Raw genomic sequence first — 25311 nt, 5'->3', positions numbered from 1 at the left:
GCGCGATCAGGTTAACTTGCATTCCTTTCTGATTGCTTGGGCGAAGGCGCGAGTCGCTGCGCCTAAAGCGCTTCGGCGCGCCTCTCCAACGCCTTCACTGTAACAAAATGACAATCGCAATTGATTGAGGCCAGCCTGCGGGTTGCGTACTCGTGCATCTGGCGGGAAAAAACTGTAGGTGGGAATAGTCACAACCCCATATTCGGATACCAGTCGCTGGGTAAAGGCACTGTCACAGGTTAGTCTAGGGTGGTTGAGCGTAAACACGGAAAAGAAACCCGCCCCCGGTTCTGTCCAGCTAAACAGTTCCGGTTGGTCAGACAATTGTTCAGAAAAGGTGTCCAGTAAAATCTGCCGATTTTCTCGGTATATTTGGTTTTTTTGCTCTGCTACGGGCCATAGACTTTTTCGGGGCTGGAAATTTTCGTCGGTGAGAAAGGACTCAAATCCACACAGCGCTTCAGGATTTTGAAGCAAAAAGTCTGCACTGGCTTCGGTGAGTAGTAATTGAGTAAGTGGTGCGCGTGTTCCGCCGTGTAGCTCAAGTGTCGCTTCGGTATAAATAAATCCAATGCGCGGCCCTGGCAGGCCAATTTTGGATGCGGTAAACAGGTGTACGCACAGTTCTGGTGCCAAAGATATAAACGGCTTTGGGCGCGATTCTGGCATTTCATAGCTGATATAGCTGTAGGGCGCATCTTCTACCACCAAAATGTCTTTGTCTTTTAAGACATCAATGATTTGCTGGCGGCGTTCAATTGAAAAAGAGATGCCCCCTGGATTATGGCCATCGGGAACAGTGTAGTAGAAGGCAACGTCGTAGCCGTCTGCGCGAGCTTGGTCTATCTGGTGGCTAAGTGCCTCGCAATCAGGCCCTTCTGAATCCATTTCTACGGAGTAAATGCGCGCTTTTTGATAAAGACCTGCCCTTGCGAGAAAACCGGCATAAGTCGGGGCATCGGTGATGTAGGCCACTTTTTCGCCCGTGCGTTCAAATAGCGAGCAAAGTAAGTTAATGCCGCCGGTGGAGCCCACCGTAGGTATCAGTTGATCTGGATCAAGCTGCGCATCGAAGTCAGCACCGTAGACCTCAGCAAAGCGCTTACGCGTACTTGCAGCGCCCTGTGTGTCGGTATAACCGTAGAGTGGTTGTAACACAGCCTTGAGCGATTGACCGCGGGCTAGGTGCGCGAAATAGGCCTCCTTATGGGCGATATAGCCGCTGGGGTCGGTCACTTCTGGGTGGGGGTAGCCAGCGCCTAGGTGATGCAGTTCCAGCCCTTTGGCCTTTGCCAGTTGGGCTAGTTTGGGCAGTGCGGCTGCCATTTCTCGGGTCACACTAATGGGTTGCTGACGAAGTTGTTTGGCTTGCATGAGGTTTCTGTATGCTTTTGGGTAAGCACACATCATGCGTAAAAGGACTGTAAATCTCAAGGCGCCCATGCTGGGATGCCCGTCGCGGGTTTGTTAAACTTTCGCGCTATTAGCAATTCCGGATCTGTTTATGAAGCCCTTTGTTGTAAAGAGCAAATTTCAACCCGCTGGTGATCAGCCAACGGCCATTGCGTCACTCGTAACCGGTTTGAATGCGGGCTTGGCACATCAGACCTTACTGGGTGTCACGGGTTCCGGTAAAACCTTCACCATCGCCAATGTTATAGCGCAAATGCAGCGGCCCACCATGGTCATGGCGCCGAACAAAACCTTGGCGGCCCAGTTGTATGGTGAGTTCAAAGAGTTTTTCCCCGATAACGCGGTCGAATACTTCGTCTCTTACTACGACTACTATCAGCCTGAAGCCTATGTGCCTTCCTCTGACACCTTCATTGAAAAAGATGCGTCTATCAACGAGCACATCGAGCAAATGCGCCTGTCAGCCACTAAGGCGCTTATGGAGCGTAAAGATGCCATAGTGGTGGCAACCGTTTCTGCCATATATGGATTGGGCGATCCAGAAGCCTACTTGAAAATGGTTATTCATTTGGTGCGTGGCGATCGCATTGATCAGCGAACGTTATTGCGCCGGCTAGCGGAATTGCAATACACGCGCAATGATATGGACTTTCACCGCGCTACCTATCGAGTGCGTGGCGAGATTATTGATATATATCCCGCTGATTCCGATGCCGATGCAGTGCGTGTCGAATTATTTGATGATGAAATTGAGCAAATATCACTTTTCGATCCGCTCACAGGCGCAACCATACGCAAAGTCCCACGATTTACGATCTATCCTAAATCTCACTATGTGACCCCGCGCGAGCGGGTACTCGAAGCGGTAGAGCAAATTAAGGTGGATTTGGCGGAGCGCCTGACACATTTGCGTGACACTAACCAGCTGGTGGCGGCCGAGCGGTTGGAGCAGCGCACCCGCTATGACATCGAGATGATGGTTGAGCTGGGCTATTGCAATGGTATTGAAAACTACTCGCGCTATCTGTCGGGCCGAGAGCCCGGCGCGGCGCCACCCACGCTGTTTGACTACCTGCCGGCCGAGGCGCTACTGGTCATCGATGAATCCCACGTGGGTATTCCACAGATTGGTGGAATGTATCGCGGTGACCGTTCGCGCAAGGAAACGCTGGTCGAATACGGTTTTCGCTTGCCCTCGGCGCTCGATAATCGCCCCATGCGCTTTGACGAGTGGGAACGTTTGGCGCCTCAGATGATATTTGTCTCTGCAACCCCGGGTGACTACGAAAAAGCGCATGCCGGGCAGGTGGTAGAACAAGTTGTCCGACCCACAGGCTTAGTTGATCCCGAGGTTGAAGTCCGGTCTGCGCAAACGCAAGTCGATGATGCGCTGTCGGAAATTCGTGCGCGCGCCAGTATCGATGAGCGCGTACTCATCACAGTGCTTACAAAGCGCATGGCTGAAGATTTGACCGAATACTTAGCCGAACATGGCGTGCGCGTGCGTTACCTGCATTCGGATATTGATACAGTGGAGCGCGTAGAAATTATTCGTGATCTACGGCTGGGTGAATTCGATGTATTGGTGGGCATTAATTTATTGCGTGAAGGCCTCGATATGCCCGAAGTCTCTTTGGTTCTCATTATGGATGCCGATAAAGAGGGGTTTTTGCGATCGGAGCGATCACTCATTCAAACCATTGGTCGTGCTGCGCGGAATTTGAACGGTAGGGCCATTTTGTATGCCGATCGCATTACCGGCTCCATGGAGCGAGCGATGGGCGAAACTGAACGCCGACGCAATAAGCAAGTAGAGCACAATGCGCGACATGGTATTACGCCCGTGGGCGTGAAAAAATCTGTTGCGGATATTCTGGAGGCGGGTCACGCGCCAGGTAAAAAGAAACGGCAAAAAGTCGCGGTCGGGAAGGGGCGATATGACATCGAGCTGCCCGAGGGCGACGTGTGGACGCAGATTGCAAAATTGGAAGCGCAAATGTTCCAGCACGCCAAGGATCTGGAGTTTGAGCGCGCAGCTCAAGTGCGCGATCAGATCAGTCAGTTAAAGCAGAAAGCCGTTTAATAAAGCGGTTTAATTGTCACTCAGATGGTAACGATAATTGGCAGACGATATCGGTATTGGTGAACGTATACTGAATTAGCTCAATAGAGTTCTACCAATACGCGAAAGCCAACGTCGCTGTAGCGTTTGCTGGGGATTCTACCTTCGCGCGCAAAGTTGGTGATTTCCTCGGCGGACGATTTCATGGAGCCGCCACGCACCGACCGCCTCGAGCAGTCAGATACCACCACCGCGGTGCCGTCACGCGGTGCTGATAGGTAGTGATTTTGAAAGCAGTCCTCCACCCATTCAGCCACGTTACCGGAGGTATCATAGACCCCGAACGGATTGGCAGAGTAGGTGCCCACTGGCGCAGTTCTGGTGATGAATAGGCCCGAGAAGTCGCTGTCGCAGCCCATGCGGCAATTCGCTTTGCCCTTTGCGTTATCTGGCCACCAATAGCTGCTCTCTGTGCCTGCACGAGCTACGTATTCCCATTCAGCTTCGGTCGGCAGACGATAGCGCTTGCCGGTGGAATCTGACAGCCAGCGCACGTAATTTTGCGCGTCTTGCCAGCTCACGTTGATTGCGGGTCTCGCACCGCGTCCCCAGCGATTGTCGTCGGCCTGGCCAAGGTTTTTTGCCTTTAGGTATTTTTCGTAATCTGCAAAAGTAATTTCAAAGCGGCTAATTGCAAAGGCTTCTGAGATGGTGACGCTGCGTACTGGCATGGTAATGCCTGCGCTCTTGTCTCCCATTTCAAACCGGCCAGGCCCAATAATTACCATTTCTGGGCCCAAGTCACCGTTGGCCAATTCATTTTTAAATACACTGCCGGGTTGAATCATTTTGCGCAGCGTAACTTCCTGGGTTACGGCGTCGTCGTCTATCTGAACCCATTCTTCGTAGCTGTGATAATCCTTGGCTGTCACTTCAACGCGGTAGCGTCCAGCGGGCAGTTCTATGCCGTGTCGGTAGCGGTCGCGAATATTGAGAATGCGTATGCGCGCATCTTCAGGTTCAGCGATTATCGTCAGTGGGTAGGTCTGGGGTGGCGGTGGAGTCGTGTTTGTCACTTCGCTGCCGTTAATGCCTGCGGCGACTTGTGCCAGCGCTTGAGGCTCGGAAGATATTATTGCTGCATCGTCGTTAGCGCCTTCATTGCTACCCGTAGCTACGGTTAGCTCATTGCGCGGAGTGCGCAAAATGGGCTGGGGTGTGTCAGATGCTGGCAAAGGCAGAACAGCCTTGGCTTTTTCATCGACTAATGCAGCGCTAAATTGTGCGGCGTTAGCCAGCCAATCGGGAAAGCGTGTTTCGGCCGGTAATTCAAAGCGTGCGAGTGCAACTGAAAATGTGAACCACAGGATGCTAATAACGGTTGTGATTGATAGCACGCGCGCAATACTGAATTTCGGTCGAGCAGCGGCCTGATAAAAAGCTGCTTTTTGAATGCGCGTAGACACCACAGTGGAACGGTCATTTTCGCCAGTGTCGGGTGTGGTTTTAACTTCTGTGATGGTAATGTCGGGGCGGCGATAAAAACCGCGCTTGGGCGTCCAGCGCCAGCTAAATATCTCTTTTATAAGAGCCTTCAGTTGGACGGTTATGGCGACATAGCTGGTCAGTATTAGCGCTTTAAATAGCGTCGCAATATGCATTGCTGACGGTTCAGTGTTTGACATGTAGCGTGGGCGACTGCCACTCAGGGTCGCATCGAGTTCTTCTATGGCGTCAGCAATTTCGCGCCCACGCTGGAAACGGTCATTGGGGTCTTTTGCCAACAGGCGGTTTAGCAGCTTTTGGTAGAGTGAATATTGTGGCGGCAGTTTTGGGATCGGTGCGGTTAAGTGTTTAATAGCTATGGCAACAGCTTCTTCGGCTTTAAATGGCACGGTGCCGGTGAGCATTTCATAAAATACAATGCCCAAGCTATAAATGTCAGATCGCCCATCGATGGCCTTTCCGCGCGCTTGCTCGGGGCTCATGTAATGGGGGGTGCCTACAACCATGCCGGCATTGGTCATTTGCGATGAGCTGCTGACTGTTTTTGCCACCCCAAAATCAGATAACACTGCCGAGCTGTTTTCTCGAAATAAGATGTTCTCTGGTTTTATATCGCGATGGATGTAGCCTTTTTCGTGTGCAAGGTCCAAAGCGAGGGCCATTTCGCGCATGATGCGCAAAATTTCTGACGTGCTTAGCCCCGTGGCCATCTTGTCGTGCACCGAGCCGCCAGGCAGGTAATCCATTGCAATGTAATTGAGATTTTTAAATCGCCCAATATCGTAAATTGATACGATGTTTGGATGTGACAATTGCCCGACAATATTAGCTTCGCGTTGAAAACGTTCACTAAATATCGGGTCTGCATTTAAGGCGGGTGACATAACTTTGAGTGCGACTTCTCGGCCAACACTCAATTGAATGGCAAGATAGACGGTGGACATGCCGCCTTGATTGATCTTGCGAATGATACGATAACCGGGGATTTGCATATTGTATTAGCCAAGCAACCAATAGCAAAGCAGCCCAAATGAGGCGAGTGCGAGGCTGTAAAGTGAAAAGTCCAGACTCGAGTTCCCTGTCAATTCCGGTAGCCAATCCGTAATGGCCATATAAAAGTGACGCTTTGTCAGTGGTGATTCCACCACCTGAATGGTGATGTTGTCACTACCGCCGCTGTCTAGTGCTGCCTGCAATAATTTAGCCACTGCGTCCTTAGGCGAGCGCGATTCACATAATATACGTGCGATGATTTCGTCGGACAGTTCATCGGTGAGTCCGTCTGAGCAAAGTATGATCCACTGGTCTTTTTCCCACACGCCGTGGACTTGATCAACGCGCACGTTTTTTAGCTCTTGCGAACCTAAGCACTGTGTGATGACGTTTCGATCTGGGTGCTGGTTTTTATCTGATGCGCTGATGGCTCCGGTATCAACCAGCATCTGCACGTAAGAGTGGTCGAGTGTCAGTTGCTCTAGGCTGCCGCCGTCAGGTTTAAATGTCCACAGGTAGGCTCGACTGTCGCCAACCCAAGCAACTTCGTATTCTGTTTGACGGCTTCTTAGTGCCACCACAGTACTGCCCATTCCCGGCGCGCCGACACCGTGCTTAACGGCCTCTAAAATGGCTTTGTGGGAATTTTCGATGGCTTGGCTTAAGCTTGATTGACTTTGGATTTGCTGCTTGATGCTATCGCGTACAATGGCGCTGGCGACTTCACCCGCTTCATGACCGCCCATGCCATCGGCAACCACCCAGACACCAACATCCGGACCCGCATAGTAGGTGTCTTCGTTGTTATCTCGCGAGAGGCCTTTATCGGTGGCCGCACTGTAATTGAGTGGTGGCATTTGCCGTCCTGCTCAGTGGATTGCTTTTATTGTCGGTGTCTGGCGATGAGAGTTAACAGCGCTGCGCTGAAACCAATTCAATACGCACCACAGTTTACCTGCTAAATGTAAACGGTAAAGTCATTTTTAGCTAACCTATTGAAAGACTTCGGGCTTTTACGGCATTATCCATTACAGAAAGGACCTGTAGTAGGGTTCGAGAGTGTATTGGGGAACTCAAACATGTTGAAACTCCGCTTTAAGAACAATAAGCATAATGCGGTGTGGCTGGTGGAGCCAAAGGTCACAATTGGAAGTGGCCAAAAGAATGACATGGTAGTTGATGACACTAGCGTCGCCGAGCTACATGCAGAAATTCTCGTTGATCACGAAGAGCTAACGCTAAAAGTGCTTGCGCCAGAGCAACCTGTGCGAGTGAATGAGAACATGGTCACAAAATCGGCACCTTTAACGGTAAACGATGTGTTGACCTTGGGCAAAGTGCAGTTGCAGGTTGTGGATCCCAAGCAGGAACCTAAGGCCGCGCCGACGCTCGTTCGAACTGAGGCAACCGGCTGGTCGTTAAAGGCCAATCACACGGCGCTCGCGAACAAAGTCTTTACCATCGCACCTGAAACCATAGTCGGGCGCGCAAGCGATTGTGACATTGTGCTAGCCGCCGCGCATTTATCACGTCGCCACGCGCAATTGACGGTCAAAGAAGGCCTGCTGTACGTCAAAGATCTGGGCTCAGCAAACGGCACGTTTCTCAATGGTGTGCAAGTGACTGAGGCACGGGTAAAACGTGGTGATGAATTGCGGTTTGATACCTTGGGTTTTGGTGTGGTTGGACCGTCCGATGACATGAATAAAACCAGTATTCGGACCATGCCAAAACAAAAGCCACAGCAAGGTGTCACAAAACGCACCGCCGGAAAACGGCCCCTAGAGCCAAGTCGCGAACAGGTGAAAGCGGCCATGGCAGCACCCGTTACAACAGAAGATGCGCCTCGATCCTCAGCGTTCACGGGATTGAGCATAGGGGTGCTGATGTTAGCTGGGCTAGTTTATTGGGCTTGGCAGGCGGGCCATCTCAATTTCTAAGGCTGTGGCTAAGGCTAAGGCGCAGTTAGTCTGTTCAAGCCCTTGTCGGGCTTATTTCAAGGATGTGCGCCAGACGCGTTTGACGCGTCAGGCGTCTATATTGGCGCGCTCGCGCTCTAAGCGAGTCAGTCGCTTACAACTATTTGTTGCTTAAGTTCTGGGCCTGTCGGCCGATACCCCCCCCAAGCTGGTTAATTTTCCCAGATTGGAGGTCTCTATGTTGTCCCCACTAAACCCCGCGATGTCACAGTTTGCTGGCTCTAATTTAGCCCCCGATGCTACGCAAACTGGACGTTCAAAAGCGGTGCTGCAGCCTCAAGCGCAGGGTGTCGCAAAGGGCGAGCCCATGCCCAGCGCGGGCGATAGGGCAATGACCCCAGATCGTGCGGCCGGTAATATTCTCCTTTTTATCGAAAATCGTCTGCATGCTGACGCTGCTGCTGGTATGAGTACCGAAAAGCTGCAGAGTCGCTTAGATGCTGGTTTAGAGGGGTTTTTACAGGGGTTCAACGAAGCTAAACAAATTCTATCGGATTCAGGCCTGTTGTCGGATGACCTGTTGGCGGCCATTAGTGCCACTTATGACAAGGTACTGGCTGGTATGGCGTCAGTTGCTCAAGAGCTCGGACTTGATGACAGCGCAATTGTGGCGGCGCAATCGCCAGAATCTCCGCCAGAGATAGAGGCACCTGATGCGGTAGCGGCGCCCATTGTAGAAACGCAGGGCCTGATCAAGGCCAGTCGTCAATTTGACTTCAGCGTCACCACCCAAGAGGGCGACCGAGTAAGCATTAGTGCTTCGAGTTTCTTTAAGGGCAAATATTCAGCTGATGCAAGTGGCATGAGCGCCCACCTTCGTCAGGGCAATGCGTTTGAATTGCGTGTTGAAGGTGACTTAAATGCCGATGAGCTCACCGCTATCAATGATCTGTTGGGGCAAGTGAATGATTTAGCAGATGAATTTTACAACGGTGACCTGGGCGCAGCCTTTGAATCTGCCATGGCGTTAAACTTCGATGCCGATGAAATTTCAGGCTTCGCATTGGATATGAAGCAAACATTGATGCAGAAAGTGCAGACCACCTATGGGCAGCCAAGCCTCAATGCCCCATTGCAACCCTTAGGGCAGATGGCAGAGCAAGTGCAGGCAGCCTTGGAATCTGCCCGTGAGTTTCTGGAGCCAAGGGCGTTGCTCTATGCATTACTTGAGCGCATGAGTGAAAGTGAGCTTATTAATCAACCCGAGGGCGCTAAAGCAGATCTGCATAAATTGTTTATGGAAACCACAGATGCGTTAGCGGGTAAGTTAATAGGTTAAAGGCGACTTGCACATGCAATGATTGATGTGCGGGTGGTTTTCGCTGGCGGCTAGGCAAAATCCCGGTTGCGCAGCAAAATCGCCTTGACCGAAAGGGGTGTTTCGCTGTGCGAGGCGCCCCTTGTGATTTTTGAGTGTATCCAAGGTAAACTTACTGTCCGCGTGTTTCCACTATTCGTATTTCCACTACGCGTATTTCCACTTTAGGTTGCCGTCTCTTTATGTCTGATCCGATCATGGCTGATAGTTCTAGCAAAACCATTTCGACATTAACACTGCTGGGTACAACTGGCTGCCATTTGTGTGATGATGCTGAAGCAGTGATTCACAGCGCGCTCTCTCGACACCCGGTACCCTATCAATTAAGGCAGTGCGACATCGCCGATTCGGAGGCCACAATGGCTCGCTATGGCGTGCGTATTCCCGTACTGCGATATGGAGAACAAGAGCTGGACTGGCCCTTCAATGGCGAGCAGGTGATAGCGTTGTTGGAAGGGTGATCTATTGGTGTGGCGAGGTGCAGGCCAAGTTATTTTGCATCAAAGACGAGCGACTCTAGGGCGCTGGTTACCCACACTAAACTCTCGGTGTAAAAGTGACTGAGTGCCGATGCCTCTACGCCGTGCTCTTCAAGCCAGCCCCAGTCGATATTATCCCAGTCCGCTTTTTCGTAGAGTTTGACGATCTCTAATACCTTGCCTTCTACATTTTTGTAGTACAAAAGCGCATCGCGAATCGTTTCGCTGATGGAAATTTTTTGCAGTAGCTCATCTATAGGCGCATCCATAAATGCATCGATGGTGGATAGCAAGCCCACGGTAAAATAGGAGTCACCCCGCTTGGTACTGCTTACCGCTTCGCCAAGGGTTTGGCAGAAGCGGGCACGCACGAGTGTCGATACACACAGTTCACGAGGCTTTTCATCAATACTTGCCATAGACAGCAATGTAATCCAGCTGCGGACCTGGATGAGCCCCAGGAGAGTAATGGCTTGGCGCAAGGATTCGATTTTACAAACGAAATGAAATGCTGCGGAATTTATTAGTTTAAGCAGTTTATAACTGAGTACAGGGTCTTGGGCGACTAGGTGTTCGATGGCTTGAATGTCGGTACTGGGGTCGTTCAGTTGCGCTAACAATTGCAGAATCGTTTGCCGGTTTTCCGTGATCTTTCGCCCCGACATGATCTGTGGGCGCGACAAAAAATAGCCTTGAAACAGTTCGAAACCAAGTGATTTGCAGTGTTCGAGCATTTCGTAGGTTTCTATTTTCTCCGCGAGCAGCGTGACGCCGAGAGGCTTCAAATAGTCTACATGGTAGCGCAGTTCTTCATCCGTTAGATCGAGTACATCGAGCTTTACTATGTCAGCGTACTCCAGCATTTTAAAGCTGCTGGAATTGATCGTGAAATCATCAAGTGCAATGGTGTAGCCCTGTGCGCGAATTTGGCCAAGTGATGCGAGTAAATGGTTGTCTACAATCTGATCTTCCAGCACTTCGACCACCAATTGTGTTCTGCTAAACGGCGGCGTGCGCAGGAGTAGATTGCGGGTGAAGTTTATGAAAGCTTTGTATTCTCCAACTACCTCGCCAATGCTGAGATCGGTAAAGGCGCGCAATAGGACCTGTGAGCTTGCCTGATCGCCATCAACCACAATAGCCCGGTTTTCATGGCTGTCTCTGCACAAAAGCTCGTAGGCATATACCGCCATATCCCGATCAAATATAGGTTGGCGGGCGAGAAGTGGTTGGTGTTTATTCATCGGGCGCGACAAATCCTAGGTTGTCATGAGTTGTAACGTATTACGCTGTGATAAGTGTAGTGGTAGCAGGGCCCTCCTGCCGGTAAATCTTTACTTTTCATGGTCTACGCTTGATAGCACAAGGGGGAGGCGATTTATGTCTAAGTTGATGGAAAGTATCGATGCGCGTACCAAGTTGGTGGGAGAGAACCGGCTTGAGTTACTTCTGTTTCGGCTTGCTGGCCGGCAGATGTACGCATTGAACGTCTTTAAAATTCAGGAGGTGGTTCAAATACCCCCGATTACCATCATGCCCCATCGTCATGCAGCGGTGCGTGGAGTGACCCATTTGCGCGATCAAACCATTTCAGTGATCGATCTTAGTGCCGCAATAGGCTTAAGACCACTTCCTGATATAACTACCAGTAATATGATTGTGACTGAGTACAACCGCAGTATTCAGGGTTTTTTAGTGCGTTCAGTTGATCGGATCGTAAATCTCAATTGGGAGGTTATATTGCCGCCACCTTCAGGGTCTGGGCGCAGCCACTTTTTGACGGCAATTACTCATATCGACAATCAAATTGTTGAAGTGTTGGATGTGGAGCGAGTATTGGCCGACATTATTCCCTACGACACCCGCGTGTCACAGGAGGTATTGGACGCAGAGCTTGCCGCCAAGGCAAAGGCCGCCAACATGACACTCCTGATGGCGGATGATTCCAGTACTGCGCTAGGACAGGTGCGAGACACGTTAAAGCATTTGGGCGTAACGGTTATTGGTGTACAAGATGGCTTGCAGGCGTTAACACTTTTACGTCGCTGGCTGAGCGAGGGCGTTGATGTCTACTCGCACATTTTTATGCTGATTACCGACGCTGAAATGCCGGAAATGGATGGCTATCGACTCACCCATGAAATTCGCAACGATCCTCGTTTAAAAGATTTGTATGTAGTCTTGCATACGTCTCTGAGTGGCAGTTTTAATAACGCCATGGTTGAAAAAGTCGGTTGCAATGGATTTTTGTCCAAATTTCAACCCGATTCGCTTGCGGAATTGGTGCAAAATCGACTCAGAGAGCACTTCGCCAGCCGCTAGGGGGCTTTGGGTGTCGCGGATGCAGACGTGTCTTGCTGGCCGGGTGGCGGCAGTTTAGTGGCTCCGCGAAGTTGATCTATGTCGGTGCCATTGCGGTAGGCGTAGATCACCGAAAACACCATGACATTTTGCACATAGTGACGCGTTTCCTTAAACGGTATGGTCTCAATCCAGATATCCATGGGCAATTGATCCAGCCCATCGCTCAACCAGCGGTCAACGCGGTGGGGGCCGGCATTATAGGCGGCTGCTGCGAGTGCAGGATTTCCTTCATAGCGCCCCAACATCTCTTGTAAATACCGGCTGCCCAAAGCGATATTAAATGCGGGGTTCAGTAAGTCGAGCTGTCGATAGCGCAAGCCTGCTTTGCCTGCAGTTTGGCGAGCAGTGGCGGGCATGAGTTGCATGAGCCCAAGTGCGCCGGCGGAGCTTCGAGCGTCTTCAGCAAAGGCGCTTTCCTGACGCGCGACGGCAAACAGTAAATTGGCATCCATTGAGAGTGCTTGGGCTTGGGCCTGCATGTGATCGGCAAATGCAAGGGGGAAGCGCACCGTTAAATCATTCCAGGCGCGGGCTTCAATCATGGCTTGAATGCCTTTGCGGTGCCAGCCCCATTGGTACGCCAGCGCGCCAGCAGCCCTTAATTGTGGCTCTGAAAACTTACGTGCAGCGTAATACCATTCGGCTCGTGCCAGCGACGTATTGTCTGTGTGAAAAAATTCTTTAGCGCGCTGTATGGCTGGGTGGCTGCGCACCAGTCGTTGATCGGCTAACGGAACTTGCGAGGGCTCGTCTTCAAGGGAGTAGTTCATGCCCAGACGGTCTGCCGCAAAAAAGCCATAGAAGCTGCGTTCTTGCGCGAGTGCAGCATAGCTGCTTTCAATATTGGGGTAGGGGGGGAGTTGATGCCCCTGAGCTTCAGCAGACCGTGTGGCCCAGTATCGCCAGCGAGGCGATTGGCGCTCATCGCTGGGCAGTGCCTGGATCCATCGGCTGATAGCTGGCCAATCTTGTTCTCGTAAAGCGCTGCGCAGCAGGTGCGACAGAGTGTCAGTGTTGGAATAGCCTTGCATGCTATTCGCCAACTTAGTGGCTTCCTTGGTGAACTTCTTTCGCGCTAATTGTGCCACCAGAGATTCTTGCAACTCGCGACGCGCGGTATCTGGGAATAATTGTTGTGCGTCGTATCGCTCCCATAGCAACGCAGCTTTTTGCGGGTCTTTTCGAGCCAGTCGCTGCAGGCCGTGCAGAATAATGAATTGCGTTCTTGGGTCTTGACGAGAGAACCTTTGGGTTTTGTTTAGACTGTGTGGATTGCGATGGACTTCGATAAGGCGATTTAAGTCGGGTTTTATGGTTTCAGGAGCATACTTAGTAATGTACCGCGTCAATGTGAGCTTGCGGTTAGCAATGGCCTTGGTCGCTCGCTCCCAGCTCAATTCTGCGGTTTGACCGCCCGCTGCGCGCCAAAGCGTGAATAGCGGGTCGCAGGCTTTAGGTAGCGAGTGACCCTGATTCCAAATGGACCCCACTTGCTCCAGTGCAGTTTCGTCTCCGGTAAGCAAGCGGGCGCGCAAGTAATGGCAGGTTAGTATTTGGTCGCCTAGATCTGCACTGTAGTAACTCTGAAAGTCGTGCCAATGCCGCTTGCGTTCAAGCGTATAGAGCCAGTCACGCAGTAGTCTATTGGCCAGATAAGTATCTTTGTTGGTGTATAGAAAATCATCTATTTCACGATAGGGAAAATCGTTCAAACGCTTCCTGAGGTGGCGGTATTCCAGATAGGGCAGTAGAGGATAAGACTGCAAGTCAGAGCGCCACTGAAGGAGGGTAGAAGCGGTGACCGATTTACTTTTTGTCAGCGATGAAAGGTGTTCCAAATACTGGTTGCGCAATGCCAATTGCTGCTCACGGGGGAGCGTGTTGAACGGAGCGGGCGTTAGTGCCGAGTTGGGCCCCTCGGGCGCAATGGTGTCGGTTGTTTGAACATCCGGTATTGGGGTTGTTACCGGTTGTGCAGCGAAACTGGCAAACGGTAGGCTTCCCGCCAGCGTCACAGCCCATACAGCGAAAACCCGGCTTGGCTTTGCGGCAATCCCGCTCATAGCTAGTGCGCTTAGAGTCAGTTTGGTATTTGCCTGTACTTTTGTGACCATGAATACCTCTGGTGGTCAATATTCGCTGTCAGCTGGATATGTGGAGTGGTCAATGTGTTATTAAGCTGGATGCTAGTTATAACACGCTATACGGTATTGCCATAGTATAGGACAGCCACTTAGTAGGGTGCAGTTTTACGGCTCAATGCGTATCATGCGGGCCTTCAAAATGAGAGTGTTAGACCATGCCCCTGATTAGATTGGACAATGCCTCCCTGCACTTTGGGCTGCAAGTGATATTGGATAAGGTTCAGCTGGTGATTGAACCCGGCCAACGTGTCTGCCTGTTGGGCCACAACGGCGCGGGAAAATCTACGCTAATGAAGGTGATATCCGGCGACGTAAATCTAGATGAAGGGGAAATGTGGCGTCAGCCTGGACTTAAGATTGCCCGTTTAGAGCAAGATCTTCCAGACCCTGATGAGCTGACGGTTTTTGAAGTGGTATCTCAAGGATTTGAAAAAGAGGGCGAATTGATCGCTCAATACCACAAGCTCGCGGGTCAGTCCGACCCCAATATGAATCGATTGGGGCAATTGCAAAGCCAGATTGAAGCCGTAGATGGCTGGGCCATTGAGCAAAAAGTTCAGTCTATTCTAACCCGCTTAGATCTGCCGGCCGATGCGCAGATGTCTTCATTGTCTGGCGGCTGGCGTCGCCGTGTGGCCCTGGCAAAATCACTGGTTATTGAGCCCGATGTGCTGATGTTAGACGAGCCCACCAACCATTTGGATATCGAGGCCATCGAGTGGCTTGAAAATCAAATTGCTCAATACCGCGGCGCGGTTGTTTTTGTAACCCACGACCGGGCCTTGGTGCAAAAACTGGCTACGCACATTGTCGAATTAGATCGTGGTCATCTCCGCTGTTGGGATGGCGACTACCACAGTTTTTTGAATTTTCGCGAACAACAAATGGCGGAAGAGCAGCGCCACAACGCCTTGTTTGATAAGCGTTTAGCGGAGGAAGAGGTCTGGATTCGCCAAGGCATTAAAGCGAGACGCACGCGCAATGAAGGCAGAGTTCGCGCACTTAAAGCATTGCGGGTGGAACGCGCAGAGCGCCGTGAACGCCATGGCAAGGCAAACTTTGAACTGCAGCAAGCTGACAACAGTGGAAAACTGGTTGCAGAATTGACGGGGGTAACGCAGCACTATGGTGAAAAGCGCCTGATCGAGAACTTCTCTACCACGCTAATTCGGGGCGATCGCATAGGATTTTTGGGGCCGAATGGCGCGGGCAAAAGTACCTTGTTAAAAATTATCCTAGGGGATCTAGTCCCCGCTGAAGGTAACGTTCGGTTGGGCACGAACCTTTCAGTTGCTTATTTTGATCAGCTACGTGATCAGTTAGATCTCGATAAAAATGCCGTAGATAACATTGCCGAAGGGCGAGAGTTTATCGATGTGAATGGTAAGCGGAAACACATTATTTCCTATCTATCTGACTTTTTATTCACAGGTGAGCGTGCACGTACACCCTTGCGTGTGCTTTCTGGTGGTGAGCGCAACCGGGTGCTGCTGGCCCGTCTTTTTAGTAAGCCCGCAAACTTGTTAGTCCTCGATGAGCCGACCAATGACCTCGATGTTGAAACCTTGGAGTTGTTGGAAGAGCTGCTATCCAACTATGAAGGCACATTGCTTTTGGTGAGTCATGACCGAGCATTTTTAGACAATGTGGTGACCAGTTGCTTTGCTTTTGAAGGCGATGGACAGGTGCGCGAGTACGTGGGTGGTTATGAAGACTGGTTGCGTCAAGGAGGCCGCTGGCATCGACATCGAGACGCGGCTAACTCGCAAGCTGGAAGTGGCGCGAGTGCTGCGACAACGCAGGAATCGGAGCCCCACAGCGCGGTTAAACATGATGCGAAAGGGAAAAAGCTGAGTTATAAGTTGCAGCGCGAGTTAGCTGAGCTTCCTCGAAAAATTGAAGTGCTAGAGGCAGAGATCGCATCGCTTCAAGAGGCGATGGCGGCGCCGGCGTTCTTCGATCAGCCGCGCGAAGTCACTGAAAAATCATTGACGGCGCTGGCAGAAAAGGAAGCAGCCTTAGAGCTTGCATTTGAGCGGTGGGCGGAACTGGACGCCCTGTAGCTTAGGCGCTGGCTTCTTCCACGCGTACTGCCAGAACATCGCGATTGGCGCCATGTAAAACACCATTGGCCGTGGACCCTAGCAATAACGCCAATCCTTGTCTGCCGTGGCTGCCCACGATAATGAGATCGGCAGATTGCTCCTCGGCAATGCGGTGTAACTCCGCAGCAGGTTGTCCTACCAGTAAGTGGCAGTGTGGCTTGCCAATGTTGAAGTGATCTGCCAGTTTGTGGAGGTGCTGTTCAGCTTGAGATTGCAGTTGTGATTGAATTTCGGTGAGGTCCATGGGGATGTCACCGCCGTAAGCAAAGGTTAAGGGTTCGAGTACGTGTACAAGATGTACTTCGGCCTGACATAGCTTGCTGAGTTGTGTTGCACGATCGAGAACCTGAGAGGATTCAGGTGAAAGGTCTACCCCAACGACAATTTGTTGGTAATTGTTCATGTTGGCTCTCCTGCTGGATGAGACGTTTCAATAATACTAGCGCGCCGATGGCGGCGTTAAAAGCACAAAGGGGACTATTGTGTCGGAATGGAGTAATTGGCTAATCATAGTGGCTGTCATCGCCTTGGCTGTAGGCCCGGTCATGATGTTTAGACCTAGTGGTGGACAGCGCAAACTAGCTACACTGCGAGCGCGAGCCAATTCTGAAGGGCTGCGGGTTAGATTGGCCTCTGGACATGACCCCTCGTTAAAGGGCACGGCGCTCTATGCGATGCCGTGGCGACATAAAGGTCTGCGCAGTCAGCGCTGGGCGTTAGTGCGCAAAGACTATGCCCATGACATTCATGTCAATGATTTTTGGTCCTGGGAGTCTGAGGCTGCGCCAGAGCTTGCAGATATGCTGAATGAGCAGATAAAAGCGTTGCCGAACACGGTGATGGGGGTTTCGGCGGGACCCGAAGGTTTGGGCGTGCATTGGAGTGAGCGGGGCTCAATGGCTGAGTTGGAGTTTTTGATGGCGTGGCTATCGTCGTTTCAAAACGCCATGGCGGCAAAATTGCCTTCCGAAAGTGTGGCTAGTGCGTAGATCGTTTTTATTCATCGTCTAGAATATCGTCGAGTAGTTGGTCGGTTTGTTGATCTTGCGCATCGGGATTTAAATAGGTTTCTGCCATTATTGTCGCGCTGATCGAAGTGCGTTTCCCGTCCAACATTTCGGCTAGCTCTTTAATCATTTGGTGTCGGCGTGGGTCAGAGTGGGTAGACGAAATAAGGTGTTGGCGCGCTTTTTTGTAATAGGCTTGCGCCGAAAGCGGGTTGCTCCGATTCATTTGTTTATGGCCCTGACCGATCATCGAGATCGCATCTACCATTAAATGCTGATAGCTCAGTTCTCGCACCAATAGTTGCATTTCTTCCATTGAGATCTTAGCGTGTGCTTGTCGGTGGCGGATTACCCTGGCGGCTTCCGTTAAATGTTTTTGAGCTAGCGCTATTTTTGCATCACTTTCCAATAGCCTCCGGGGCGTTAGCGGTTGGTTGGCTGAAAATTGGCTGCCCCTTTGTTGCGCTGTATTGAGCCCGGCTTCGAGGTAGGGCAGGCTCGCATCAAGATCGATCATTGCTTGATACATGTCGACTATTTCGTCGTTGATTTGAATAAGGACATCCGGGTTTTCAAGCAAATGGGTTAGGTGGATTAGCAGTGTCTCCAGCTCATCAACACGCATTTTGAGCTTTTGCATGCGAATTCTACGCGAGCGCAGCCGCTCCTCCCGCTGATTGGCAATGCTAACCACGAGCAGCGACATAATCGCAATAGCACAAAATATAATCAGGCTGGTCAATCGCTGTCCCTCGACGCATTGGCTGCAAAAAAAACTTATGGCCCCATTAAGTGTAGCAAGCTGGGTGTCGGCTGCTTGTAGCTATTCTTTAGTGTGGTTTTTAAAATATTCAATAAAAACATGGGGTTATGTTGTTTTTGCGCGACTGGTAAGACATCCAGTTTGTGACCGAAAATAGTGGAGTAAATCGCTTTACGGCAAAGGTGTGCTAAAAAGTAATCACTTGACCCACTCGCGCTGAGGTTTTATATATGCGCACCCTGAGCCTTAAAGGGGCAGCAGTGCTAATGCGTTTGCAAGCTATACAGCGACTGTATTAAAAGAAGCATGCAACGTTTTAAGCTGTCTATATAAAGAAACAATACAAGCAACTAGAGACCTAATATGGCCAAATCACTGGTTATCGTCGAATCTCCCGCCAAGGCAAAGACGATCAATAAATACCTGGGCAGCGACTACATTGTAAAGTCCAGTGTTGGCCACATCCGCGATTTACCCACCAGTGGCAGTGCTAAAGGCGCCGTAGATCCCAAAGAACGCGCCAGGCAGGCCGCGATTACCCGCAAATTGTCCCCGGAAGAAAAAACAGCGCATAAGGCCGCTAAGGCTCGCGACCAGTTAATTAACCGTATGGGAATCGACCCTGACAATAACTGGGAGGCCCATTACGAGATTTTGCCGGGCAAAGAAAAAGTCGTAAATGAACTAAAACAACTGGCTGCAAAAGCCGATGAAATTTACCTCGCGACGGATTTGGACCGCGAGGGAGAAGCCATCGCCTGGCATCTACGCGAAGCCATTGGTGGTGACGAAAGCCGGTATAAGCGCGTTGTATTTAACGAAATTACCAAAACGGCCATCAAAGGCGCCTTTGAAAAGCCGAGCAACCTAGACCTAAACCGCGTCAATGCTCAGCAAGCGCGTCGATTTTTGGACCGAGTTGTAGGCTACATGGTATCGCCACTACTCTGGGAGAAGGTGGCGCGCGGCTTGTCTGCAGGCAGGGTTCAATCAGTAGCTGTTCGACTTTTGGTGGAGCGAGAGCAAGAAATTCGCGCATTTATCCCAGAAGAATATTGGGATCTCTTCGCTAATTTGCATACGGCAGATGCTCATCCGTTGCGCTTTGAGGTCAAAAAATTTCAGGAGCAGGCATTTAAGCCGCTCACCGAGGCGGAAACAACGGCTGCGGTAAAAGCGCTTGAGCAGGCGGTTTATCGCGTTGCTGAGCGTGAAGACAAGCCTACCAAGTCCAAACCTTCAGCGCCCTTTATCACGTCGACGTTGCAGCAGGCTGCATCGACCCAGTTGGGATTTAGCGTTAAGAAAACCATGATGATGGCGCAGCGCCTCTACGAGGCAGGCTACATCACCTACATGCGTACGGATTCCACCAATTTATCAGCGGATGCAGTCGCCATGTGTCGCGATTACATTGTTGATAATTTTGGTAAGCGCTATCTGCCCGAAGCCCCCAATGTTTACAGCAGCAAGGATGGCGCTCAAGAGGCGCACGAGGCGATTCGTCCATCTGATGTCGCTATGATGCCAGCCCACCTAAAAGGCATGGAGCGCGACGCTGAGCGGCTTTACGGGCTTATCTGGCAGCGATTTGTGGCCTGCCAAATGATGCCAGCGGAGTTTACATCCAGCGCAATCGTTGTGAAGGCGGGAGACTATGAGCTGCGAACGCGGGGTCGCGTGATCCGCTTTGACGGTTTTATGAAAGTGATGCCAGCTCAGGCCAAAAAAGATGAGGACGTGGTGCTGCCCGATGTCAAAGTGGGCGAAAATCTTGCGCTCAAATCATTGGAGCCTGCACAACATTTCACTAAGCCACCTGCGCGATATTCAGAAGCTGCATTAGTCAAAGAGCTTGAAAAGAGGGGTATCGGCCGTCCCTCAACCTATGCTGCCATTATTTCCACAATCCAGGACCGCGGCTACGCCCGAGTTGAAGGGAGACGCTTTTTCGCAGAAAAAATGGGCGATATCGTCACCGAACGCTTGGTAGAAAGCTTCGATGATTTAATGGCTTTTTCATTCACCGCGGAAATGGAACAGCAGCTCGACCAAGTTGCAATGGGTGAGCGTGGTTGGCGCGAAGTGCTGGACGAGTTTTACAGAAACTTTTCCAAAAAATTGGATTTGGCAAAGGCAAAAGAAGGCGGAATGCGTGCCAACGATCCGACGGATACCGACATCGAGTGCGGTAACTGTGGGCGTCATATGCAAATTCGAACGGGTTCAACCGGGGTGTTTTTAGGTTGTTCTGGGTATGGTTTGCCGCCAAAAGAACGCTGCAAGAATACGATGAATTTGGTTTCCGGTGATGAAGCCATCAGTGCTGATGATGAAGAGGCAGAAAGCCGCTTACTGCGCACCAAGCGTCGCTGTAAGATTTGCAAGGCGGCGATGGATAGCTACTTACTTGATGAAAGCCGGAAGTTGCATATTTGTGGCAATAATCCGGATTGTGCCGGCTATGAAGTGGAGGCGGGTACGTTCAAAATTAAAGGCTATGACGGCCCGGTACTTGAGTGCGACAAGTGCAGCAGTGAGATGCAGTTAAAAACTGGGCGCTTTGGCAAGTATTTTGGTTGCACCAATAGCGAGTGTAAAAATACCCGCAAGCTGCTTAAAAATGGCGAGGCTGCTCCACCAAAAATGGATCCCGTGCCTATGCCTGAGCTAGCGTGCCAAAAAGTAGAGGATCACTACATATTGCGTGATGGTGCTGCAGGCTTGTTTTTGGCAGCAAGTCAATTTCCCAAAAACCGTGAGACGCGCGCACCGCTCGTGAGTGAGTTGCTGCCACACAAGGACGCCATTGATAAGAAATATTCCTTCTTGTTTTCGGCCCCGGTAGCCGATGATGACGGCAATCCAACGGTGATACGCTTTAACCGAAAGGAAAAAGTGCACTACGTACAGTCTGAAATAGACGGTAAGGCTAGTGGATGGAAGGCGCATTACGAGGGCGGTCGCTGGCAGGTAGAAAAGACGACTAAGCGTGCCGCGAAAAAAGCGGCACCCAAAAAGGCTGCACCTAAAAAGGCGGCAGCTAAAAAAACAGTGAAACCTAAGTCCTAGTTTTATGAGTAGCGCGAGGGGCCGGGTAAATCAGCAGATTGCTTGGTGTCATCAATTGTTGACACAATTTCAATCGTCAGAGTTGCCGTGGGTGCGTCAAGTGCTTGTACAGAGTTTAGGCTGGCACCTGCAATCTGCCTACGTCGCGCTGTTACAGGAGCTGGCGGATGCATTCAAATTTCCCGTTAACGAGCCTGGCTGTGTTGAAGATTTGATACGGGTGGTTCCAAGCGGGCGTGCGGTGCCAGCTGAATTGGGCGAGCTGTCGAGACTGGCGGCTGGCGAATCGTGGTTATCAAATCTGTTGGCCTTGCCTGGGCCCGCAGCTACTCAAGTCAGCGCAACCGGCAATCAGGCCTCTGGCAGTGTTATTGCGACAAGCGGTTCGCCTTCATTTGATATGGGGCAGGCGCAGTCTGCTTTGTTTGCGCTGCAGGAATTCATTGACCGAAATCGACAGTTATCCGACGAGTCCTAAGTGTTCATTATCGCTATGTGTCGATAGATGAGTTCCGCCGATTTTGAATTCAACTAATCAGGTTTGATTTCTTTTATTTCTGCTGAATTAAGTGTAAAAGGCACTGACCATCAGTGTTGAATAGCCCCGGCAAATTGAGCCTATCTATTCAATATTTTATAACTATATTTTTAGCAATGTTTTTAACCACGTTTTTAACTACGTTTTTAACCAAGTTTTTAACTACAGCAGCTTGAATATACCTGAGAGAAGATGCGTCGCTAGGCCCTTAGCGGTAGGTGCAATTTGTCTAATTGCCTGCACAGGGAGAACTCCATTTCATTTGCTGGTAGAATAGCCTCATTGCAAGTATGGGAGTTGTTATGTCCTCGGAACTGTATGAAATTATTGAGCTATCTTCCGGTGAAATCGCGTTGAGGCGTGCCAGTGAGGAGGGCGAGCCGTTGGTTACAATCCGCTTTTCAGAAGAATCTATGCATTTTTTACAAGATGCTAAATACGAAGTGGCTAAGGCCATGATTGAGGCTGGGATGGAGGCCGCTGGAGAATTGGCGTTAGACTCTGCCGAGCAAGAGGTGGGTTCCGCCGCTCCGACTGAAGACGCCTCGACAAAAACCCTGCATTAATTACTCCGGCAGCGCACCAATATTAATCGACAATTGCCTTCAGCAGCTGCCCGTTCTAATTCCTTTAAAACATCTTGAGGTTGTGGTCCAAGCTCGGCGATGACCGTATGGCTGGTGCCATTACTGAGCGCTTCCCAAGTCATCCACAATACATCGTGCGTAGATTGCGCTTGTATGACGCGCAATGTGTGGGGATTGACGCCGTGTGCCTTCAAAGGTTGCTGCTGTTGATTGCTTTGGCTTATAAGCGTCAACCACTGGTGTGCGTTAGTGTCACCCAGATAACGCATCATCGGCAGCAATACGGCCTGATGTTCGCTCGAGGGTATGACGAGTTCAGTAATACGACTCGGAGCGACCTTGGCCGGTTGTGCGCGGGGCAGAGTAGTGGGTTCTTGTAGGTTTTGTAGTGCTGTTGCCATTGTGCGAAACCTTTGAAGTGGGGGGCTGCTTAACTGCGGCGTAGTACGCCGACGCTAAGGCCCTCGATGGCAAAATTTTGTGATTTGAGGTCAACTTCAATGACTGAAAACTCAGCATTTTCCGGATGTAATTTCAGTTGTGCGCTGCCTCTACGATGCTCTAATCGTTTGACCGTCACTTCATCTTCAATACGTGCAACAACGATATCCCCTGTGCGAGCCTCAGTGGTGCGGTGCACTGCCAGTAGGTCGCCGTCTAATATTCCGATATCTTTCATGCTCATCCCGTTTACCCGCAGTAGGTAATCGGCGGCGGGGCTAAAAAAGCTTTGGGGGATTTCGCAATATTCTTCGATATTTTCTTCCGCGAGAATAGGGTTGCCCGCTGCGACGCGGCCTATGAGGGGTATGCCCGTTTCTGACTCTGGTAATCGAATACCCCTTGAGGCGCCGGCAACCATTTCTATCGCACCTTTGCGCGCCAATGCTTTCAAATGCTCTTCAGCTGCGTTGGCTGAGCGAAAGCCCAGCTCTTGCGCTATTTCTGCACGCGTCGGTGGGTAGCCCGTCTCATCGATACAGCGCTTAATGAGATCTAGGATTTCTTGTTGCCGAGCAGTGAGTTTAATCATGGATATCTCCAGGGAGCCTGGGCTCTGTTTTTATATACAGTAGCTGTGATTATATACAGTAAAATATATTCGGCAAGGCATTGTGTTCGATAGCTATACTAAAAACTCAGCTTCAAGACCTAATTTGCTGAAGTAAAAGGAGTTTTTTTATGTTTGATGCCAAAATGCCGGAAGCGTGGAGGGTGCTTAGAATCCAGTCAGAGTTGGTCGACGGGATTGAGCAGCTCATCAAGGTACGCGGCGCAGTTACTGTGTTCGGCAGTGCCCGTACAGCGCCAGAGCACCCACACTATAAGCAAGCAGAGCAATTGGGTAGATTGCTTGCAGAGGCTGGAATACCTGTAATTACCGGCGGTGGCCCCGGCGTCATGGAGGCCGCTAATAAAGGGGCGCAGGAGGCTGGGGGGGAGTCTGTTGGGTTGAACATCACATTGCCAATGGAGCAGTCGCCCAATCCTTACCAGTCCATTAGTTTGACCTTTCGCTACTTTTTTGTGCGCAAGTTTATGTTCGTTAAACATGCCGTGGGATTTGTGATCATGCCTGGGGGTTTTGGCACCTTAGATGAGCTGTTTGAGGCGCTTACTCTGGTGCAAACCAATAAAGTTGCGGCCTTTCCCATTGTGCTGGTTAACAAGGCGTATTGGCACGGCTTACTAGACTGGATGCGCGACACCATGTTGAAGGAGGGCAATATCGGCGCCCCTGACATGGATATGATGCAGCTAGTGGACACGCCCGAAGAGGCTGCGGAAATCATCAAGGCCCATGTTGCGTCAATACCTGCCGCGGAAAAATAGCGTTTAAACGATGCTGGATTTACGGGCGAGGCTAAAAGCTAAGTTGCTGACCCGCAGGTTAGTCTTCAGATCCCGTGAATGTGTCGGGCTCTAAGCGCTCTATATCGAAGGGTTGATTGGGTGGGTCTCCGTCGATACCACACTGACCCGCGTCGCCATCCATTGTCTCGTAGCCGGAAGTGGGGTCCTCAGGGGGGGCTGCGGTGAGCAGATCCAGTTGTGACCACATTTCCGCGTCTATTTCATCCAGTGAGCCGTCGACATACTGGATTTCAATGGTTGTGCTGTTGACGTCGAGCGCGACGATTTCAAAATATTGCCCAGTTTCTCGATTGCTGTACCACTGACCTGTATGCGGCGTGGGCATGGGCTGTCTCCTGTAGTTCGCATGAGTGGATGGCGGTTAGCGCCGTCTTGACACAAAGTTCATGTAAACGTATGTTCGAGCCTAGGGTTGGGGCCGCAAAGCGCCAACCTATCTAATAAAATAAGCCCTGCCAGAGTAGTTCGCATGTCCCAACCTGATACCGTTGCCCGCATTCTTGATGCTGCCGAAGCCCTTTTTGCAGAGCGGGGCTTTGCTGAAACCTCTCTCCGAACCATAACCAGTACTGCTGGCGTTAATCTGGCGGCGGTAAATTATCACTTTGGATCGAAAAAGGAGCTTATTCAAGCGGTATTTGCCCGCTTTTTAACGCCTTTTTGCCAGGAGTTAGACCGCTCCCTGGTGAAGCTTGTGGAGCGCAAGGGCAGCGAGTTGCTAACGCCGGTAGACCTACTCGATTGCTTGTTTTCAACAATATGCGACGGATCTGAAGAGGGTAGTCTTGCGGCGCAGCGTTTTATGCGGCTGCTTGGCTTGGCGTACGCGCAATCACAGGGCCATATTCGCCGATTTATCATTGCTCGGTACGGTGAGCACTACCAGCGTTTTACAGGCTTGCTGCAAAAGGCTGCGCCGGATATCGACCCAGTGACTTTTTATTGGCGACTGTATTTCATGCTTGGCGCCACCATCTTCACGCTTTCAAGCTTTGACTCAATCAGCGCCATTCTTAAAGAAGATTTTGGTCAGGACAGCACCTTGGCTGGCACGACCCAAATGATGGTGCCTGCGCTTTCCGGTATGTTTGCTGTCAAGTAGAATG

General features: G+C 50.9%; 22 protein-coding genes. 12 read left to right on the top strand and 10 right to left on the bottom strand.

Annotated features, from left to right (window positions below; all coding sequences use genetic code 11):
* Positions 1-6 precede the first annotated feature (6 nt).
* A complete protein-coding gene (locus tag FHS30_RS08455; RefSeq protein WP_183910011.1) occupies positions 7-1374 on the bottom strand; it encodes a pyridoxal phosphate-dependent aminotransferase in 1368 nt (455 codons plus the stop codon).
* A gap of 130 nt (positions 1375-1504) precedes the next feature.
* On the opposite strand from FHS30_RS08455, the gene uvrB reads away from it, so the two are divergent.
* Positions 1505-3496: an excinuclease ABC subunit UvrB gene (gene uvrB / locus FHS30_RS08450; RefSeq protein ID WP_183910010.1), complete on the top strand. Its 1992-nt coding sequence runs from the start codon at positions 1505-1507 to the stop codon at positions 3494-3496.
* Positions 3497-3576: 80 nt separating this feature from the next.
* Here the strand turns inward: uvrB and FHS30_RS08445 are convergent, their stop codons facing one another.
* Positions 3577-5973, bottom strand: coding sequence for a bifunctional serine/threonine-protein kinase/formylglycine-generating enzyme family protein (locus tag FHS30_RS08445; RefSeq protein WP_183910009.1), 2397 nt, complete (start codon positions 5971-5973; stop codon positions 3577-3579).
* Positions 5974-5979: 6 nt separating this feature from the next.
* Positions 5980-6831 (bottom strand): PP2C family protein-serine/threonine phosphatase, encoded by an 852-nt coding sequence (locus tag FHS30_RS08440; protein WP_183910008.1) that lies wholly within the window; start codon positions 6829-6831, stop codon positions 5980-5982.
* Positions 6832-7053: 222 nt separating this feature from the next.
* On the opposite strand from FHS30_RS08440, the gene FHS30_RS08435 reads away from it, so the two are divergent.
* From FHS30_RS08435 to FHS30_RS08425, 3 genes are all read left to right on the top strand, one after another.
* Complete coding sequence (locus FHS30_RS08435) at positions 7054-7914, top strand: FHA domain-containing protein (protein WP_183910007.1); 861 nt, start codon at positions 7054-7056, stop codon at positions 7912-7914.
* Positions 7915-8131: 217 nt separating this feature from the next.
* Positions 8132-9232, top strand: coding sequence for a DUF5610 domain-containing protein (locus FHS30_RS08430; RefSeq protein WP_183910006.1), 1101 nt, complete (start codon positions 8132-8134; stop codon positions 9230-9232).
* A 221-nt stretch (positions 9233-9453) separates the two neighbouring features.
* Entirely contained in the window at positions 9454-9732 is a 279-nt protein-coding gene (locus FHS30_RS08425) for a glutaredoxin family protein (RefSeq protein WP_221197209.1), read from the top strand.
* Between the two features lie 29 nt (positions 9733-9761).
* Here FHS30_RS08425 and FHS30_RS08420 read toward each other — a convergent pair whose 3' ends face one another.
* On the bottom strand, positions 9762-10994 hold the full coding sequence (locus FHS30_RS08420; protein WP_246341223.1) for an EAL and HDOD domain-containing protein: 1233 nt from the start codon (positions 10992-10994) through the stop codon (positions 9762-9764).
* Positions 10995-11130: 136 nt separating this feature from the next.
* Here FHS30_RS08420 and FHS30_RS08415 point away from each other — a divergent pair, with 136 nt between their 5' ends.
* The gene (locus FHS30_RS08415) at positions 11131-12072 is read left to right on the top strand and encodes a chemotaxis protein CheV (RefSeq protein ID WP_183910005.1); all 942 of its coding nucleotides are present in this window, start codon (positions 11131-11133) and stop codon (positions 12070-12072) included.
* Here FHS30_RS08415 and FHS30_RS08410 read toward each other — a convergent pair.
* Positions 12069-14177, bottom strand: a complete 2109-nt coding sequence (locus FHS30_RS08410; protein WP_183910004.1) for a transglycosylase SLT domain-containing protein — start codon at positions 14175-14177, stop codon at positions 12069-12071. The two genes, FHS30_RS08415 and FHS30_RS08410, sit on opposite strands and share 4 nt — an antisense overlap.
* Positions 14178-14413: 236 nt before the next feature.
* Between FHS30_RS08410 and FHS30_RS08405 the strand changes: the two genes are divergently transcribed.
* The gene (locus FHS30_RS08405) at positions 14414-16321 is read left to right on the top strand and encodes an ATP-binding cassette domain-containing protein (protein ID WP_183910003.1); all 1908 of its coding nucleotides are present in this window, start codon (positions 14414-14416) and stop codon (positions 16319-16321) included.
* Position 16322: 1 nt separating this feature from the next.
* Here the strand turns inward: FHS30_RS08405 and FHS30_RS08400 are convergent, their stop codons facing one another.
* On the bottom strand, positions 16323-16766 hold the full coding sequence (locus FHS30_RS08400; RefSeq protein ID WP_183910002.1) for a universal stress protein: 444 nt from the start codon (positions 16764-16766) through the stop codon (positions 16323-16325).
* Between the two features lie 142 nt (positions 16767-16908).
* On the opposite strand from FHS30_RS08400, the gene FHS30_RS08395 reads away from it, so the two are divergent.
* On the top strand, positions 16909-17352 hold the full coding sequence (locus FHS30_RS08395; RefSeq protein ID WP_183910001.1) for a hypothetical protein: 444 nt from the start codon (positions 16909-16911) through the stop codon (positions 17350-17352).
* A 7-nt stretch (positions 17353-17359) separates the two neighbouring features.
* Here FHS30_RS08395 and FHS30_RS08390 read toward each other — a convergent pair whose 3' ends face one another.
* Entirely contained in the window at positions 17360-18112 is a 753-nt protein-coding gene (locus tag FHS30_RS08390; RefSeq protein WP_183910000.1) for a hypothetical protein, read from the bottom strand.
* Between the two features lie 384 nt (positions 18113-18496).
* On the opposite strand from FHS30_RS08390, the gene topA reads away from it, so the two are divergent.
* From topA to FHS30_RS08375, 3 genes are all read left to right on the top strand, one after another.
* Positions 18497-21205, top strand: coding sequence for a type I DNA topoisomerase (topA, locus tag FHS30_RS08385; protein ID WP_183909999.1), 2709 nt, complete (start codon positions 18497-18499; stop codon positions 21203-21205).
* A 4-nt stretch (positions 21206-21209) separates the two neighbouring features.
* On the top strand, positions 21210-21683 hold the full coding sequence (locus FHS30_RS08380) for a DUF6586 family protein (RefSeq protein ID WP_343048966.1): 474 nt from the start codon (positions 21210-21212) through the stop codon (positions 21681-21683).
* Between the two features lie 362 nt (positions 21684-22045).
* On the top strand, positions 22046-22309 hold the full coding sequence (locus tag FHS30_RS08375; protein ID WP_183909997.1) for a hypothetical protein: 264 nt from the start codon (positions 22046-22048) through the stop codon (positions 22307-22309).
* On the opposite strand, the gene FHS30_RS08370 is transcribed toward FHS30_RS08375, so the two are convergent.
* Together FHS30_RS08370 and lexA are read right to left on the bottom strand one after the other, a co-directional pair.
* A complete protein-coding gene (locus tag FHS30_RS08370) occupies positions 22306-22731 on the bottom strand; it encodes a hypothetical protein (RefSeq protein WP_183909996.1) in 426 nt (141 codons plus the stop codon). The two genes, FHS30_RS08375 and FHS30_RS08370, sit on opposite strands and share 4 nt — an antisense overlap.
* A gap of 29 nt (positions 22732-22760) precedes the next feature.
* Positions 22761-23363 (bottom strand): transcriptional repressor LexA, encoded by a 603-nt coding sequence (gene lexA, locus FHS30_RS08365; RefSeq protein ID WP_183909995.1) that lies wholly within the window; start codon positions 23361-23363, stop codon positions 22761-22763.
* A gap of 149 nt (positions 23364-23512) precedes the next feature.
* Between lexA and FHS30_RS08360 the strand changes: the two genes are divergently transcribed.
* Positions 23513-24163, top strand: coding sequence for an LOG family protein (locus FHS30_RS08360; protein ID WP_183909994.1), 651 nt, complete (start codon positions 23513-23515; stop codon positions 24161-24163).
* A 58-nt stretch (positions 24164-24221) separates the two neighbouring features.
* Here FHS30_RS08360 and FHS30_RS08355 read toward each other — a convergent pair whose 3' ends face one another.
* Positions 24222-24530 carry a DUF6763 family protein gene (locus FHS30_RS08355; protein WP_183909993.1) on the bottom strand — a complete coding sequence of 103 codons (309 nt, stop codon included), beginning with the start codon at positions 24528-24530 and terminating at the stop codon, positions 24222-24224.
* A 144-nt stretch (positions 24531-24674) separates the two neighbouring features.
* Here FHS30_RS08355 and FHS30_RS08350 point away from each other — a divergent pair, with 144 nt between their 5' ends.
* On the top strand, positions 24675-25307 hold the full coding sequence (locus FHS30_RS08350) for a TetR/AcrR family transcriptional regulator (RefSeq protein WP_183909992.1): 633 nt from the start codon (positions 24675-24677) through the stop codon (positions 25305-25307).
* Positions 25308-25311: the final 4 nt, after the last annotated feature.

It is taken from the genome of Simiduia aestuariiviva (assembly GCF_014192475.1).
Taxonomy (GTDB): Bacteria; Pseudomonadota; Gammaproteobacteria; order Pseudomonadales; family Cellvibrionaceae; genus Simiduia; species Simiduia aestuariiviva.
This window is presented reverse-complemented; position numbering and strand designations above follow the sequence as displayed.

Excerpts from the sequence above, each read along its gene's own strand:
- FHS30_RS08425 (WP_221197209.1), top strand. The coding sequence starts at position 9,454 with ATGTCTGATCCGATCATGGCTGATAGTTCTAGCAAAACCATTTCGACA.
- FHS30_RS08415 (WP_183910005.1), top strand. The coding sequence starts at position 11,131 with ATGTCTAAGTTGATGGAAAGTATCGATGCGCGTACCAAGTTGGTGGGA.
- FHS30_RS08380 (WP_343048966.1), top strand. The coding sequence starts at position 21,210 with ATGAGTAGCGCGAGGGGCCGGGTAAATCAGCAGATTGCTTGGTGTCAT.
- FHS30_RS08430 (WP_183910006.1), top strand. The coding sequence starts at position 8,132 with ATGTTGTCCCCACTAAACCCCGCGATGTCACAGTTTGCTGGCTCTAAT.
- FHS30_RS08370 (WP_183909996.1), bottom strand. The coding sequence starts at position 22,731 with ATGGCAACAGCACTACAAAACCTACAAGAACCCACTACTCTGCCCCGC.
- FHS30_RS08440 (WP_183910008.1), bottom strand. The coding sequence starts at position 6,831 with ATGCCACCACTCAATTACAGTGCGGCCACCGATAAAGGCCTCTCGCGA.
- topA (WP_183909999.1), top strand. The coding sequence starts at position 18,497 with ATGGCCAAATCACTGGTTATCGTCGAATCTCCCGCCAAGGCAAAGACG.
- FHS30_RS08435 (WP_183910007.1), top strand. The coding sequence starts at position 7,054 with ATGTTGAAACTCCGCTTTAAGAACAATAAGCATAATGCGGTGTGGCTG.
- lexA (WP_183909995.1), bottom strand. The coding sequence starts at position 23,363 with ATGATTAAACTCACTGCTCGGCAACAAGAAATCCTAGATCTCATTAAG.
- FHS30_RS08405 (WP_183910003.1), top strand. The coding sequence starts at position 14,414 with ATGCCCCTGATTAGATTGGACAATGCCTCCCTGCACTTTGGGCTGCAA.
- FHS30_RS08395 (WP_183910001.1), top strand. The coding sequence starts at position 16,909 with ATGATGTTTAGACCTAGTGGTGGACAGCGCAAACTAGCTACACTGCGA.
- FHS30_RS08355 (WP_183909993.1), bottom strand. The coding sequence starts at position 24,530 with ATGCCCACGCCGCATACAGGTCAGTGGTACAGCAATCGAGAAACTGGG.
- FHS30_RS08400 (WP_183910002.1), bottom strand. The coding sequence starts at position 16,766 with ATGAACAATTACCAACAAATTGTCGTTGGGGTAGACCTTTCACCTGAA.
- FHS30_RS08455 (WP_183910011.1), bottom strand. The coding sequence starts at position 1,374 with ATGCAAGCCAAACAACTTCGTCAGCAACCCATTAGTGTGACCCGAGAA.
- FHS30_RS08375 (WP_183909997.1), top strand. The coding sequence starts at position 22,046 with ATGTCCTCGGAACTGTATGAAATTATTGAGCTATCTTCCGGTGAAATC.
- FHS30_RS08410 (WP_183910004.1), bottom strand. The coding sequence starts at position 14,177 with ATGAGCGGGATTGCCGCAAAGCCAAGCCGGGTTTTCGCTGTATGGGCT.
- FHS30_RS08445 (WP_183910009.1), bottom strand. The coding sequence starts at position 5,973 with ATGCAAATCCCCGGTTATCGTATCATTCGCAAGATCAATCAAGGCGGC.
- FHS30_RS08420 (WP_246341223.1), bottom strand. The coding sequence starts at position 10,994 with ATGAATAAACACCAACCACTTCTCGCCCGCCAACCTATATTTGATCGG.
- FHS30_RS08350 (WP_183909992.1), top strand. The coding sequence starts at position 24,675 with ATGTCCCAACCTGATACCGTTGCCCGCATTCTTGATGCTGCCGAAGCC.
- FHS30_RS08360 (WP_183909994.1), top strand. The coding sequence starts at position 23,513 with ATGTTTGATGCCAAAATGCCGGAAGCGTGGAGGGTGCTTAGAATCCAG.
- uvrB (WP_183910010.1), top strand. The coding sequence starts at position 1,505 with ATGAAGCCCTTTGTTGTAAAGAGCAAATTTCAACCCGCTGGTGATCAG.